The organism is Francisella sp. XLW-1, from assembly GCF_008711455.1.
In the GTDB taxonomy this organism is placed as follows: Bacteria; Pseudomonadota; Gammaproteobacteria; order Francisellales; family Francisellaceae; genus Francisella; species Francisella salimarina.
Genome location: NZ_VXKP01000005.1, coordinates 71,757 through 84,772, shown reverse-complemented (window position 1 = coordinate 84,772; position 13,016 = coordinate 71,757). Strand labels below are relative to the sequence as shown.

The window sequence follows — 13,016 nt, the reverse complement described above, 5'->3', positions numbered from 1 at the left end:
TTGAGATATTTTAGCAAATTACTCCTTTAAAAATTTAAGAATATGAAATTAAAAAATATGAGTATAATACTAAACCAAAGAACCTGTTATATCGGACTTTGGATAAGGTAAATGCTTAATATTTTTAACAAAAGCTTTGGCATGATCTTTATCTAAAGTATCTAGATTTATAGAAACAGAGTTAAGCGGATTATTATAAATATTTATATAAACAGTATCGTTTGTTAGATCTTTGATACTAGTAAATACTGTATGATCATAATATGTTTTACCATCTATGTTTTCAGCTACTACACCTTTAGGTATATCAGCATTATGCAAGATGTGAGCTACTTTGTTTAGAGTACTTTCATCTTTGATATTATCATTATTAGAATAGTAGCCTAATACTGCTGTTCTAATAAACCTAGATGGTGGAGAGTAATCACCAGGCATACCCAACAGCCCATTGCCTTGACCTAGTGCATCCACAATTTTATAAGTATGGTTTGGCACTACATCATTCTCATTATAAAGTTTCATACGAGATACAGTCTTATTTGACAAGTTCAGATAGTTTCTAATATTTACTAAATGCCAATCATAAGTAGGAGCATTTGTCATAACTTTGAGGTCTAACTCTAACTGATAGAAATGAACTTCACCTTTGACATACTCTACAACTATCGCATTACCACTTTTATCTGATATCAAAAAGTGAAGTTCTGGAACCACTCCATTTACATCTGTAGACTTATCATTCCAAACTTTGATGTTTTCTAAACCTTTCTTAGCTTCATCAATACTATTATATTGACTTAAAATATAAGTTACTATTTCTAAAATTGAAGCGTAATTTTTATCACCTTTATCAACTCGTTGATACTGAGTAAAACCAGGTAGATAATTAGCACTGAGACTAAGCCCTTGATTATTTTGTCCATCAAGTATTACAAAATTATTTTTATCTATTGTCAAACCTATTCCTAATACAGAGTATTTAGATAAATATTGTTTTGCTGGCAGGTTTAGATCTTCAGGTGCAGTCAATGTATGTGAAGTACCCGCTGGAATATATGTTAGACTCCAATCCCAAGTGAAACCCCACTCCATCGTTCTACCAGCTATCACATCACCATCATTACCTTTGAGTGTTATCGCTGTACATGCCATCGCAGAACCTGCTAACACAGTTGAGAGCAACAGCACTGATTTCAAAAGTTTTTTCATTGTAAATTTCCTATATAAAAACTAATACTTACCCAAACAATTTAATCATAATTTTGCAAAAATTAAAATAAAATACAGTATAGGTAATGGAAGTATTAACAATTAGTCGGATCTTACTTTAAGAAGTCTACTAATAAATATAAAAAATAATGCTATAGCTGTACCACTGAATGTTTCTATCAAACGTAAACCAGTATTTAGAAAAGGTGAATAACTTGGCTGATACAATCCTAATGCAACAATTACTCCAGCATTTGCACTACTCATTTTGATAGCATTTTCAAGATTTAGAGTCGCTGTGATAAGAACACTAATTGCCACAGCCAAAATCATGACATAATAGTGATAACCCAAAATATATGTAAAAATAAATGCTGTGATACCACCTATTACAGAGCCCACAAGAATTTGAAAAGCTGCCAAGTAAGAATCTCTAATACTCAACTGTAAAATTGTAGAAACTGTAATCAGACACCAAAAACCACCAATTATCGACTGTCCTCCATGCAAGAGGTTTGACATATAAAAACCAAACAAAAAACATATACAAGCAGCGATTGCAATTTCAAAACTGATATAAATATCTTTATATAACTGAGATAAGGATAAATTTTTATTTATTTTCATTTATAACTCCTAAAGCATCAAGCCTTCTTTCTTTAATGCTCTTATAAACTCAGGACTTTGTTTTACTCGTTCAATAAGCTCTCTAATTTTATTACCTATTCGCACCTGTACTACTGGAATATACTTTTCATAACAATAGAAATACAATGTAAGTGAATAATCAACAATTGTACATTTATCGCCAAACATAAAGCTATTATCGCCAAGATTTGTTTCCACAATCTCCCAAAGCGATGAAACCTTATCAGCGAGCTCTTGTATTAGTTTATAATTCTTTTCTGCTTGGATAGATACCATTCTTAGCTTTGAATATGTTGGATGAAGTGTTGCATAATTAAACATCAATATTTGATAAAACTTTGCCTTTGCTTTACCTTCAAGAGTAGCAAACCATTCACAATGTTTTTCCATCAAATATAACGCTATAGCTGAACCTTCAGAAAGTACAAAACCCCTATTAACTAAAGCAGGAACTTGGTTCGTCGGCACAATATCTGAATAATTAATAACATTATCTCTTTGTATGAGCTTATACTTCAAATCTAAGCTTTCTAATAAAACTGTTATTGCTGTCGAGCTAGAGCCAGCAATTGAATATAGAATATATGGCTCTTTTAGTTCTGTTTGATCTGTCATTTTCTACCTATTAATTATTTCTCATTTATAACCTCAAAGAAATCTTGATATATTTGTAGACCCTCAAAGTCTTCTATCTTTGGATGCTCATTATAAAAAAGTTTGAAATAACTATTATTCTCTAATGCTTTGAAGCTGTGCTCTGAAGACTTTATCACGCCTTCCCAAGCTTGTTGCTTTTGCTTAGTTGTTTTTTCAACAAGATTTGCATCTTTTTTCTGATTTTCTTTTACATATTCCATTATAGCTTTGGCTAAATCTAAATGTACTAAACTTGGCTTAGATACTATCTTTTCTGCATTTGATAGATATTTTTCTAACAACTGTTTTGCACCTAAATGACTTATAGCAAAAGTATTAGCATCTGCTTGATTTTTGTCTTTATCAAAATAGACATAAGTAGCAGTGATATCTTGTTGCTCTGATAATGCCACTAATAGTGCTGTCAAATATAATTCAAATCGATGCTTAATACCAAAGGTTGAAGTTGTATATAACAAAACTTGATTATCTTTGATATGACAATTAGCCTCTAGCTCATATCCTAATACCTCTTGATGAAAATATTTAGACTCATAATTTGCTAAATTTGCCTTATCTAATAGCTTTTCAATACTCTCAACTTCTTTATTAATCTCATTTTCAGTAAGTACAGATTCTGGAAGCTTACCACTTAGCTTAGCTGTTTTTATGGTTAATTCTTTGTCTTTATTATTCTCAAGAGTGTTTAGTAAGTCTTGTTTAAATTTATGCTTATCTAAACTATTTATATCAAATGGCTCACTGTCTTCTAGCTCTGCAAAGTCATCCTCTAAATATAGTTCTAAGCCATAATTTGTATAAGCCTTGATAGGATCATCAAAAATTTTGACCAATTTAGAGATAGATAGTTGTTGTGGGAGCTTAGAAGCTATACACAAACTATCAAGATACCCACTTTCGCGGGTATAACTACTTATACAATTCCCCTTCGCTTCGTGAAGGGGTGGATTCCGTAAGTAAGACGGAGTAGTTTTAGTATAGTCATAAAATACCTTAGGCTCTGACTGTAACAACTTCAACCAAGCTTCATCATAACTTCTGTATTCATCAGCATAACATTTAGAACTAAAAGGATGTAATGGATATTCTTTGATATCAGCCTTTCCCCAGCCATAATTCAAATCCAAATAGCTAGTCAACTCTTTGAGTATTAGACTTGGTTGTTGCTCAACATTAGTCTTAACACTTCTACCAATATAACTAAGATACAAATAATCTCGTGCAGATGTAATAGCCTCTAGAAATAAATATCTATCATCATCTCGCTTAGTCCTATCGCCTTTAACTCTTCCAAGTCTTGCCATCAAATCAAAGCTAATCGCAGATTCTTGGCGTGGGAACTTACCATTATTTAAACCCAGCATCGCTATCACTCTAAAAGGAACATTACGCATTGGTGTCATTGAGCAGAATGTTACTTTACCATTTAGGAAATGGTTATTAATAATTGGTTCAGATAACTGTGAAATCAGACAATATCTAATTGTATACAAATCAATCTCTTCCGTTATCAATACATCTTTAGCTGTGGCGACTGTCTTTACGATTATATCTTTGATTTTCTTAGCGATATATTGCTCATCATTAGTTACATCAAAGACATCATCAAACATCTCCAAAAGATAGTCCTGCCATGCTTCTAAGCTTCTTGGTTTAAGCAACTCTTGAGAATATCTCTCAAGTAGCTCTAGCAACTCATACAAGCCACCAAGCTCGGCAATCTCACTACCTTCAATCACAGGTATAGTCATTAGCTTATCATCAATAATATGATTACTATCACTATAACTAAACCCAAACATCAATCTCTTAAGCCCCCAACTCCATGAGAAGGTTTGACCATTATTACTATGATGAATACATGACTCTTTTAACCAATAGCGAATAGTTTCTAATTGCTCATCGCTAATTTTGAACTTTTGCTGAATTGCTGGAACCGATAAATAGTCTAGTATCTTATTAACTTCAAAGTTACTCTCTGGTAATTGCAAAAGCTCAATAAAACTGGCAGCTAAAGGCTCTGAATCAAGTAGCGTTCTATCAGCTATAGAACAAGGGAGCTTTTTATCTGTTGGATATCTTGAGAACACACTATCAATATACGGTGAATAATCTTCAATATTTGGACACATTACCAAAATATCTCGAGGCTTAATGCTAGAATCTGCTTTAATCATATCCAAAAGCTTATCATGTAAAACCTGCACTTCTCTAAGTGGACTATGACATGAATTAATACTGATGCTTAAATCTTTTTGCTTAGCATGGTTTTGACAATCTAGTTCCAATAAATTTCGCTGTAGGCTCACTAGCTGTGTTTGATTATCATCAGCAAGTTTCTCAAAATCTAATGAATTTTTATCAAACTTTTCAAAAACTTCTAATTCTTGCTTTTCTTGATTCTCTAAAAGCTGATTAAAAAATTCTTTACCTTGTTGACCTAGATTTGCCAAAAGAGGTTGAAGCTCATAGTCATCACTATCTAACCAAGCTGAGATTTTACTTTTGTGTAAATCATACCAATACTCACTGCATGGATTAATATACAAAATATTAACATCAATATATTTAGCCAACTCAACTACAAAGCCAAGATTTTTGGGAGATATAGTATTAACCCCAAATATATAGATATCATTTGGTATATTTAGTTTTTCTAAGTTTTGTTGATTAAGCTTTTGGAGTGCTTCTGCTTGGACTTTGTATGGTGTTTCAGCGACATTTTCAACAAGCTTCTGCCAAAGTAGCATTTGCCAATCTTCATCACTCTCTGGTTTAGCAGGATTTATATACTCGCCCTGCTCCCATTTTTGCAACCACTCACTTCGATACGATATATATTTTGAAAAAGTCTCGGCTATTTTAACGGATAGTTGATATTTTTTAAGATCACTATTTTGATAATATTCTTGGAGCTTAGGATTATTGATACTATCTAAACCTCTAAAAATTCTCCAAGCTAGAATATCTTTTGTGTATGCTTTTTTATATTCTTGTTTTGCTGTGAGCTCATAGCAGATATCAAGTATATAACCATTTATCATGTCATATTTAAGATTCATGGCAATATTACGATATTGTGCTAATTGCATACTTAACCAATGTTGCATACCACGGCTACCAACTATTAGCTGTGTCGGTGTGAACAAATCTTTTTTTTCAACATCTAGAAGTTTAGATAAAACTTGAACCAGATACTCAAGCTTATTTGATGGATAGGTGTATAACGCCATATTTAACTAACAAGAATATTTATATTAGTTATTTTAGCAAATTGAGTAGGCAAAAAATTATTATTTCGGTTTGAAAAACTAAAAAGAATCTGCTCGAGCTTTTTCCCAAGATCTTGCAAAACTAGCTGGCATATTACCATCTATCAAACTATTCTCAGGAATAAAATCATACAAATCAATATATGATTTAATCTCATTTACAGATACACGCTTTTTGAGATTTTCTGGACCAATATCATTTGTAGATGTTAAGCCCATTGCTCCTACGATTTCTAAGCATGAGTTAATTGTAGCTTTATGGAAGTTATATACACGATACATCTTATCCTCTACTACCAACGCTTTTGCAAGACGCTCATTTTGGGTTGCTACACCAACTGGACAAGTATTATTATTACATTGGCGTGACTGAATACAGCCTACTGCCATCATCATCGCCCTAGCAGAATTACAAGTATCTGCTCCCATAGCAAATAATCTAACCATATCAAAACCAGTAGCTACTTTACTACTTGCAACAATACGAATCTCATCGCGTAAGCCACAACCAACCAAAGCATTATGCACAAATACTAAACTATCTTCTAACGGCATACCTATGTGATTAGAAAACTCTAAAGGTGCTGCACCAGTACCACCAGCGGCTCCATCCACAGTTATAAAATCAGGCTTGATACCTGTCTCAAGCATTGCCTTACATATAGCTAAGAACTCCACATGACTACCAATACAAAGCTTAAATCCTATTGGCTTACCATTTGATAAATCTCTTAATTGCTTTATAAAATGACAAAACTCAATTGGTGTTGAAAAAGCGCTATGTGCTGGTGGTGACAAGACATCTTTACCCATAGACACTCCTCTGATTTCAGCGATTTCTGGAGTTATCTTAGCAGCAGGTAACACACCTCCATGAGCAGGCTTAGCACCCTGAGACAGCTTAATCTCGATCATCTTAACACTATCTAAATTTGCCTTTTCAGCAAACTTCTCAGCAGAAAAGTTACCATCTTCGGTACGACAACCAAAATATCCTGTACCAATTTGAAAGACTATATCGCCACCTTGTAAGTGATACTTTGTCAAACCACCTTCACCTGTACAGTGACAAAACTCACCTAACTTAGCACCTTTGTTCAAAGCCATAATTGCATTAGCCGACAGTGCTCCAAAACTCATCGCTGATATATTTAGATGTGATGCCATATATGGTTGTTTACAATCAGAGCCACCAAATTTAACACGCGTTTCAACTTCATCCAAATGCTTCGGCACAAGCGAATGTGTTACCCACTCATAGCCAACTCTATCAATATCTTTTTCAGTACCAAATGCTACTGTATCATTAATACCCTTAGCACGACGATATATAGTTGACCTAGTTTCTCTACCAAATGGCTTTTCACTTTCATTATCCGCGATAAAATACTGCTGAATTTCAGGTCGAATAAACTCAAGTATAAAACGCATGTGCCCAACTATCGGGAAGTTTCTCAAGATAGCATGTTTTGTTTGCGTAGCATCATATACTGCGACAACTACCAAAACAGCTATAAAGCCTATACTGACCCATACTGATGCGTGGAGTAATGAAAGAGATAATAAAACTATTATCACAAAAACAGCAAAACCTACATACCACTTACGGCGCTCACTTATATGCATTATTTTAACCTTAAAACTTAATCAAAAAAATTTAATTCTAAAGCTAATTTAGCATGTATCTCTTAAAGTTAAAATCTCTAAGTTTAGATAACACTAGTATTTACCTTTAATTATCACAAATATTCAGCTAATTTCATGATATCATCTGCTTAATAAGCATTTAGCCAGGACACCATCATGAATAGAGATTTTTTCTTAATATTGTTTGCTCTTTCCAACCTTGTTATAGCATCGGTATTAATTAGATATTCAGAAGTTGGTCCAATTGCAAGTTTTGGCTATAGACTATTATTACCTTGTATATTCTTATACTCATTCTTAGCTATTACCAAAGATGAAGATAGGCTATCAAAGAAATCTATATACATTGCCGCATTAACTGGTCTATTCCTAGCTTTAGATCTAGCTTTTTATGGTATATCTTTGATTTATACATCAATAGCTGAAGCTAGCCTCTTAACAAATCTCTGTCCTTTTATTACTACTTTTATAGCCATTATATTTCTCAAAGAAAAAGTATCCCTTAAATATTATTTAGTTCTTCTAGTAGCATTTATTGGTTTATTACTTCTTATGAGTCAATCAGGTTTAAGCTCTCAGCACCTTTTAGGAAACTGGCTAGCTATCATATCTGCGGTGTTTTATGCACTCTTTATTATCTTTTCTAAAAAGCTACGAGATTCTTGCTCAACTTTTAGAATGATGTTTATAGCATCATTAAGTGGTTCAGCAACACTATTTATATTAGCTTTTATTTTCAATGAACAGATAATTCCGACAACTTTAAGTCGCGTTCTAATTTTATTAGCTATAGCTATATTTGGACACCTACTCGGAAATATTTTATACATAAGTCGTGTCAAATATATATCATTAGCTATGAGCTCTTTAGTTTTACTAGTTGGTCCAGTATTTGCCTTACTATATGGCTATATTTTGTTTAGAGAGACATTCTCAATACAGCAACTGCTTGGAATGTTTATAATCATACTATCAGTTTATTTAGGTAAAAAAGTGCTAGAAAAACAAGTAACTAAGTAGACTCTAAGAGAAAGAAAACTCTTTTATAACTATATCTATATTAGACACTTTTTTGATTGAATCATGTAAATCTCTTGATGAGTCATCTGGTCTAGTCTTAATTACAAAATTTAGATCACGAGATTTTTTATATAACTTATTGATAATACTCTTATTATAGTTGTTTTCTAGAAGTGTAACTTGATGCCCAACTTTAGTTTCTAGAGCATGCCAACGCTCAACTATATATTTTCTTACATTTTCTTTATATACTCTGTTTACCACATGGTTTAAGCTTACATCTTGAATAGTATTTCTATTATCAGATGTGTAATGATGTTTGATGACAGATAGTAAATCTTTAATTTCCTGATTTTCTACTAGAATGCTTTTTCTTATCATTTTATTTAACTCCCTCAATTTATAAAAGTGCAGTTTTATTACACTTTCAATATTAATCACTTTTTGCTGTAAAGGGAAGTAATATTGCACTATTTTTCAAAAAATTATTGAATTGCTGATTTTATATAAATATACTTAGGATTAGATTGTTGCACTTAGGATTAGAGATGTTTGATTACAAAACCGATCTAAAACCAGCCTTAAAAAGAATAGGCATGACACAAATAGAATTGGCAAAAAAACTTGGCAAAAGTGATAGATCTATTAAGGGTTGGGTTGCTGGTACTAACTGTCCCTCCTATGATGGACATATAGAGGTTATGAAGATACTTGGTCTCGAAGATAATTATTACCCTAATGATATATCTATAATGAGTGTAGCTAACGTACCAGTACTAAGTTATGTACAAGCAGGCGAATTTACTGAATCTCAAGAGAATATTGACCCAATTGACTATTTGCAAATATCAGATAGTCTTGTACCCAAAAACGGTTTTTCACTTAGAGTACAAGGCGAGAGCATGCTCTATGATTCTTCAGAATCTCAACTGCTTAGTCCTAAATATGCTAGATATACTCTTTACGAAGACGAGAATATTTTAGTTGACCCTAGCGAAATTAGTCCTCAAAATTTAGTTGATAAAATTGTAGTTGCTAGAAACTCCGACGGAGCCACAGTTAAATTACTATACAAAGATAATAACCGCTTATACTTGATGCCACTAAACTCAAAATTTCAAAATAATGATGAAATCAAATCACCAGCTGATGCGGTAATAATTGGTAGAGTTGTTAATTCTTTTAATGTTAGAAGTTTTTGATAAGGAATATAGCTAACTAAAACTGTGTTTCAAAACTCACTGAAAATAAAAGGCAATAAAACATAATTCGTCTACCCTTGAAAAAATAATTCTATTTTATATTTGATATAAAAATTTCTAGTTTTAAATAAACTATTGATTTTTGCTTTAATTTTCAACATACTTATAAGCCTTTTTCTAGAATAGTGATCTTTTAGAAAAAAAGGAATATTAAAATATCATACTTTAGCTGTAATTAGTAACAAATTTTTAATTTTTTGATTTCTTCATTTTTAAATCAATTTATCATTTATCATTTTCTTTGGATAATTAACCAAGGAAATAAAAATATGATTAGAAAAATACTATTTGTAGGGTCATTAACAGCTATAATAAGTTCAGCTTTTGCAGCCGATAGACTCAACATAGATATCCCAGACATAAAACAAATCATACCACCTCCTCCAACTCCTGGAACATTACTATATCAAAATGACATGAATATTTCTCACGCTAGTTTTTTTATCAAAAACACCAATAGATATAAACTAGCTCAATCAGATGCAAACTATTCTCCAGAAGGATTTGCTCAAGCTTTTGAAAAAGCTTTTGGTCATCAGATAAGTAAAAAAGAAACACCCGCAATATGGAAAATTCTAAATCAATTAGAAATAGCTGAGGGAGAGTTCACAAAACCAGCTAAATTATTCTATCATCGCACAAGACCTTTTGCGTATTTTCATGAAAAAGCATGTGTGGAAACAGATAATATTCATAGATCGTACCCTTCTGGGCATACAACTATAGGGTGGGCAATTGCTCTTACTTTAAGTGAGATAAACCCCTCAAGAACAAATCAAATCATGAAGAGAGGTTATGAATTTGGTCAAAGTCGAATTGTTTGTGGAGTTCATTATCCAAGCGATGTTAATGCAGGGTATTTAGTAGGAAGCATCATGTTCTCTCAACTACAAACAAGCCCAGAATTCCAACAAGAAATTAAACTTGCTAAAAAAGAAATCTCAAAAAATTAATGTAACTTAATTCAATAATACACCATAAAACAACACTAGGAGCATTTAAATATTATTTACGCATAGATGTTACAAGGAAAATACATGACTAATAATGGTGCCCGGGGCCGGACTCGAACCGGCACGGAGGTTAAGCTCCGAGGGATTTTAAGTCCCTTGTGTCTACCAATTTCACCACCCGGGCAGTTAGTGGAGGCTGAGGCCGGAATCGAACCGGCGTCCAAGGCTTTGCAGGCCTCTGCATAACCATTTTGCTACTCAGCCACACAAACCTAAGAGTATGGAGCGGGAAACGAGGCTCGAACTCGCGACCCCAACCTTGGCAAGGTTGTGCTCTACCACTGAGCTATTCCCGCTTTATAGGGTGATATATTACCTTATTTTCAAAAGTTGTCAATAGAGATATAGCTTTAATTTTCAAGAAATATTAGTTTTTAGTTCTGATTAACATCAAAACTAATCTTGAAGAGATTTTGAATATTATTTATAAGTTTGACATCAGGACTCTTACTCAAATCAACGTTACCACTATTCTTGATAGGATTATTTCTTTTTAGTGTCTTTGCATCACTAACCAGCATATTTAATAAAGCCATTTCATTAACTGGTTTATTCGCTTTCGCATGTATACTTATATTTTTAGGATTTTGTAAAAACATTGCAAATGATGATAGTACCTGCTGTAAAAACCTATCTTGTTGTTGTACAGCAAAAAGCTGTAACAATGCTCCATATGAGCCTAATATCTGCTGTGGCGTTGTATTAGGATCTTGATTTGCAAGTCTAGCAATTTTTTCAAGTAACCCATAGTTAGCAAATGTAACATCTACACTTTTCAAACATAATTCATTATCACAATCATATAAATCTTTTTGATCTTGAGCTCCGGCACCTAAATATGGTAATAAGCTTAATTTGTCATTTACTATAGCTTCAGCACTACCTTTTAGACTTGCTAATCCCTCTGCTTGTATATCAAAATTAGTATTATATTTATTATTCTTAAATTGACGATCTGAATTAATTTTTATATTGATATTATTAGTATCAAGTATTGAAAACACTTCTCTTATTGGTGACTTCTCTGGGAAAAAATCCTTCTGAAAATTAAGCTGAATTTTTGAATCCGCAGTATTAGATTGTACATAAGCATTATCCAAAGCCTTGCCAGTTCCATCAATAATTTCATTGATAGAACCACTATCTAGATCTATACCCTCAATTACAATATTATATTTACCATAATTATTAGTGCCTAGCTTACCGTCAAGGTTTAATACAAGCTCTCCTGGCTTATTGCCTAACTTACCATTTATATCAAGGACTGGATCTTGTTTATACTTTTTACCAAGATATTTACTTGTTACCTCTTTTAGAACTTCTGAGAAGTTTGCATCAAAACTAAGATTTTGTATCTTCGAATTCATACACTCTGTAACTAACGATGCTAAGAAGTCCATGTCAACTTCAGTACCAGATAAATCTATATCTTTTAATTTTGCATCTGCTTTTATAAATGTTTTTTTGCCAATGGTTGAGTTCAATACAAAATTAATAGTACTCTCATCGTAATCATAGTTAATGTCAAGATTATATATTCCTTGACCGACATCATTCATTATAATAGCAAATGGACCTTGATTATTTGCAAGATCTTTAGGGTCTGTCTTTGAGCTAACCACATTACTATTAGCAACCGCTGTTGCCAAATTTGCTACACTCAAGCCTTCTATTTTTATATGAAAACTATTCTTAACAGTCTCTCCTGCCTTCAGTCCCTCAAATATAGCTCTATTAATACTAATATTTGGATTTTTTGAATCACTACTTATAATCCAAATATCTGTTGCTACTAAATTACCATTTTTATCCTGCGAAACATTACCAACTGTTATTTTTGTTTGATATGCAAATAAAGAATCCAAGTTACTTATAAGCATCTCTTTATTATCAAACTTTTCTTGGCTAGTTAGTTTAGAGACCTGAGCATCTGTTGCAGCATATAAATTTGTTGCTATAAAAGTAGCCATACACAAAGATGTTAATAATATTTTTTTCTGCAAACGCATTATATGTCCTCTTTTTTTAAAAAATTTAGTTTAATCTACTCCCCTAAAAGTAAGCTGGAATTTATCTCATAGACCAGCAATTCTCTAAGGCTAATTTTATTATTTATATATTAGTCTTCAACAATCACAATATATTTTAGAAAACATTTTCAACAAATATACTATTTTTAGTACAACTAATAACAAAACTCTATATATTTACTTAAGTATTATTTATAATCTTTCTTTAGTATAACATTATGATATTAAACGCCTACCAAGTTTAATGGATTTATTAAA

General features: G+C 32.3%; 10 protein-coding genes and 3 tRNA genes. 3 read left to right on the top strand and 10 right to left on the bottom strand.

Going from position 1 to position 13,016, the window contains the following annotated elements; genetic code table 11:
* Positions 1–69: 69 nt before the first annotated feature.
* The 5 genes from F3D59_RS08670 to F3D59_RS08650 all read right to left on the bottom strand — a co-directional run bounded on the left by F3D59_RS08670 (position 70) and on the right by F3D59_RS08650 (position 7,412).
* Positions 70–1,209, bottom strand: a complete 1,140-nt coding sequence (locus tag F3D59_RS08670; RefSeq protein ID WP_150464564.1) for a choloylglycine hydrolase family protein — start codon at positions 1,207–1,209, stop codon at positions 70–72.
* A gap of 102 nt (positions 1,210–1,311) precedes the next feature.
* Positions 1,312–1,836 (bottom strand): FUSC family protein, encoded by a 525-nt coding sequence (locus F3D59_RS08665; RefSeq protein WP_150464563.1) that lies wholly within the window; start codon positions 1,834–1,836, stop codon positions 1,312–1,314.
* Positions 1,837–1,845: 9 nt separating this feature from the next.
* Positions 1,846–2,472: a glutathione S-transferase family protein gene (locus F3D59_RS08660; RefSeq protein ID WP_150464562.1), complete on the bottom strand. Its 627-nt coding sequence runs from the start codon at positions 2,470–2,472 to the stop codon at positions 1,846–1,848.
* 14 nt (positions 2,473–2,486) lie between these two features.
* Positions 2,487–5,747 (bottom strand): exodeoxyribonuclease V subunit gamma, encoded by a 3,261-nt coding sequence (gene recC, locus F3D59_RS08655; RefSeq protein WP_150464561.1) that lies wholly within the window; start codon positions 5,745–5,747, stop codon positions 2,487–2,489.
* A 78-nt stretch (positions 5,748–5,825) separates the two neighbouring features.
* Positions 5,826–7,412, bottom strand: coding sequence for an FMN-binding glutamate synthase family protein (locus F3D59_RS08650; protein WP_150464560.1), 1,587 nt, complete (start codon positions 7,410–7,412; stop codon positions 5,826–5,828).
* Between the two features lie 177 nt (positions 7,413–7,589).
* Here F3D59_RS08650 and F3D59_RS08645 point away from each other — a divergent pair, with 177 nt between their 5' ends.
* Entirely contained in the window at positions 7,590–8,453 is an 864-nt protein-coding gene (locus tag F3D59_RS08645) for a DMT family transporter (RefSeq protein WP_150464559.1), read from the top strand.
* A gap of 3 nt (positions 8,454–8,456) precedes the next feature.
* On the opposite strand, the gene F3D59_RS08640 is transcribed toward F3D59_RS08645, so the two are convergent.
* Positions 8,457–8,834 carry a normocyte binding protein 2b gene (locus tag F3D59_RS08640; protein ID WP_150464558.1) on the bottom strand — a complete coding sequence of 126 codons (378 nt, stop codon included), beginning with the start codon at positions 8,832–8,834 and terminating at the stop codon, positions 8,457–8,459.
* A gap of 167 nt (positions 8,835–9,001) precedes the next feature.
* On the opposite strand from F3D59_RS08640, the gene F3D59_RS08635 reads away from it, so the two are divergent.
* Both F3D59_RS08635 and F3D59_RS08630 read left to right on the top strand, forming a co-directional pair.
* The gene (locus tag F3D59_RS08635; protein ID WP_150464557.1) at positions 9,002–9,655 is read left to right on the top strand and encodes a LexA family protein; all 654 of its coding nucleotides are present in this window, start codon (positions 9,002–9,004) and stop codon (positions 9,653–9,655) included.
* A gap of 329 nt (positions 9,656–9,984) precedes the next feature.
* Complete coding sequence (locus tag F3D59_RS08630) at positions 9,985–10,668, top strand: acid phosphatase (protein ID WP_150464556.1); 684 nt, start codon at positions 9,985–9,987, stop codon at positions 10,666–10,668.
* Between the two features lie 95 nt (positions 10,669–10,763).
* On the opposite strand, the gene F3D59_RS08625 is transcribed toward F3D59_RS08630, so the two are convergent.
* From F3D59_RS08625 to F3D59_RS08610, 4 genes are all read right to left on the bottom strand, one after another.
* Positions 10,764–10,852 (bottom strand) — tRNA-Leu (locus F3D59_RS08625).
* 6 nt (positions 10,853–10,858) lie between these two features.
* A tRNA-Cys gene (locus F3D59_RS08620) sits at positions 10,859–10,932 on the bottom strand.
* A gap of 17 nt (positions 10,933–10,949) precedes the next feature.
* A tRNA-Gly gene (locus F3D59_RS08615) sits at positions 10,950–11,024 on the bottom strand.
* A 78-nt stretch (positions 11,025–11,102) separates the two neighbouring features.
* Complete coding sequence (locus F3D59_RS08610) at positions 11,103–12,737, bottom strand: hypothetical protein (protein ID WP_150464555.1); 1,635 nt, start codon at positions 12,735–12,737, stop codon at positions 11,103–11,105.
* Between the last annotated feature and the right edge of the window lie 279 nt (positions 12,738–13,016).